At 59.1% G+C, this 2,639-nt stretch carries 1 protein-coding gene; it reads left to right on the forward strand.

What is annotated here, in order from left to right; all coding sequences use genetic code 11:
- Window positions 1-2,639: condensation domain-containing protein (locus PSI17_RS16425; protein WP_273552987.1), on the forward strand; the 2,639-nt coding region annotated here is incomplete at both ends.

Raw genomic sequence — 2,639 nt, forward strand, 5'->3', positions numbered from 1 at the left:
CGCCCGATTGCCAATACCCAAATCTATATTCTGGATACACAGGCCCAGCCTGTCCCCCTCGGTGTGGCCGGTGAAATCTATATCGGCGGCGTCGGGGTGGCACGCGGTTACCTGAACCGGCCTGAACTCACCGCCGAACGCTTTATTCCTGACCCATTCTCAGCCGACCCCGATGCCCGGGTGTACAAGACCGGCGACCTTGGCCGCTGGCTGCCCGACGGCACGATTGAATACCTCGGCCGCAATGACTTTCAAGTCAAGCTGCGCGGTTTCCGCATTGAACTGGGGGAGATCGAAGCCCGGCTGATGCAGTGCCCCGGCGTGCGCGAAGCGGTCGTGCTGGCACGCGAAGACGCGACAGGACAAAAACAGTTGGTCGCCTACCTGCGGCCACAGGAGGGAGTTGAACTGCTGCCGGCGGCACTGCGCCAACAACTCGCCCGACACCTCGCGGACTATATGCTGCCCAGCGCCTTTGTCACGCTGGATGCCTTCCCATTGACCCCCAATGGCAAACTGGATCGCAAGGCACTGCCGGCCCCCGATTCGTCTTCGGTGGTCGTGCGCCAGTATGAGGCACCACAGGGTGAGATAGAAATGATGCTCGCCCGGATTTGGCAAACCCTGCTGGGGCTGGAACGCGTCAGTCGTCATGATCACTTCTTCGAACTCGGCGGTCACTCGCTGATGATTGTCAGCCTGATTGAAGAACTGCGCCAGCAGGGCTGGCAACTGAATGTCCGCAACGTGTTTGTTGCCCCCGTCCTCGCTGATATGACGCAGGTTATCCAGCGTCACACCGAGACGTTTGCCGTGCCACCGAACCTGATCCCGGCAGACTGCACGGCCATAACACCCGATATGCTGCCTTTGGTTTCGCTGTCCCAAACCGAGATTGACGCCATCATTGAACACATTCCGGGTGGGGTGAGCAATGTGCAGGATATCTATCCGCTCGCGCCATTGCAGGAAGGCATTTTGTTCCATCATCTGTTACAAACCCAAGGGGATGACTATTTATTGCACATCATGCTCGCATTTGACCACCGTGAGCGCCTTGATGCTTTCCTGAATGCCCTGCAACAGGTGATTGATCGCCACGATATCCTGCGCACCGCAGTCTACTGGCAAGATCTGGCGCAATCGGTCCAAGTGGTCTGGCGTCAGGCGCCCCTGAGCATCAACACCATTACGCCCGTCACAACGGATAATGTCGCCGCCCAACTGTGGGCTGACACCAATCCACACCAGCACCGCCTTGATTTGACCCGCGCCCCGTTGTTTGCCGCTGATATCACCCATGATCCGGAACAAAATGAGTGGTTGCTGGCGCTGCGGTTCCATCATCTGGTCAGTGACCACATGACACTGGAGCTGATTTTTGCCGAAATGACGCTCATCCTGCAAAAAAAGGCGGAGAAGCTGGCGGCGACTCTGCCCTATCGCAACTTTATTGCCCAAATCTTGCGCACTCCGGCTGACGCACACGAGGCTTATTTCCGTGCCCAACTGGCTGATATCGACGAACCGACTGCGCCGTTCGGGGTGCTCAAAGTGCCCACGGATGACAACCGCATTAGCGAGGTACGTCTGCCGGTCGCCCCGGCGCTGGCCGACGCGATCCGGACTCAGGCGCGCCGCCTGGGGGTCAGTCCCAGCGTACTGTTCCATGTCGCCTTGGCGCAGGTACTGGCCAAGACCTGCGGCCGTGATGACGTGGTATTTGGCTCCGTGCTGTTGGGCCGGCTTCAGGGTGGGGCGAAGGCGGAACAAATATTGGGGATATTTATCAATACCCTGCCCCTGCGGGTTTCCCTGACCGGCCGCACAGTGCAGGAGGCGGTTCAGGATACTTACCACCGTTTGATGCTGTTACTGGAACACGAACAGGCACCCCTGGTTCTGGCACAACGTTGCAGCGGCGTGGCACCGTCGGTGCCGCTGTTCAGTACCCTGTTGAATTACCGTCACAGCGCCACGAATGACACGGCGACGGCGGAAACCATGTGGGCCGGCACCCGTATTCTGGCCGCCGAGGAACGCACCACTTATCCCATTACCCTGTCAGTGGATGATTTAGGAACCGGTTTTCACCTCACCGCCCAGACCGTGACGGGTATCGATCCCGCGCAGATAAGCCGTTATCTGGTCACCGCCATCAGCGGCCTCATTGATGCACTGATCCACCACCCGCAGCAACCTGTCCTGCAAGTGCCGGTTATCCCCGCCGCAGAACGCCAACAAATCCTTGCGGACTTCAACGCCACACAGGCGGATTTCCCGCAGGATGCGCTGATCCACCAACTGTTCGAAGCGCAGGCGGCACGGACACCTGAGGCGACTGCCGTCGTGTTTGAGGAACAGACACTCAGCTATGGCGAACTGAATCGCCGTGCCAATCAACTGGCGCATCATCTGATTGCGCTCGGTATCCAACCGGATGACCGGGTGGCGATTTGTGTCGAACGCAGCCCGGAGATGGTGGTGGGTTTGCTGGCTATTTTGAAAGCCGGCGGTGCCTATGTGCCGCTTGACCCGGCCTATCCCACCGAACGGCTGGCCTATATGCTGGCGGATGCTGCCCCGGTGGTGTTACTTACCCAAGCGGCCTTGCTGGACACGCTGGACAGTCACTTACC

This window comes from Xenorhabdus sp. IM139775, assembly GCF_028598745.1.
Classification (GTDB): domain Bacteria; phylum Pseudomonadota; class Gammaproteobacteria; order Enterobacterales; family Enterobacteriaceae; genus Xenorhabdus.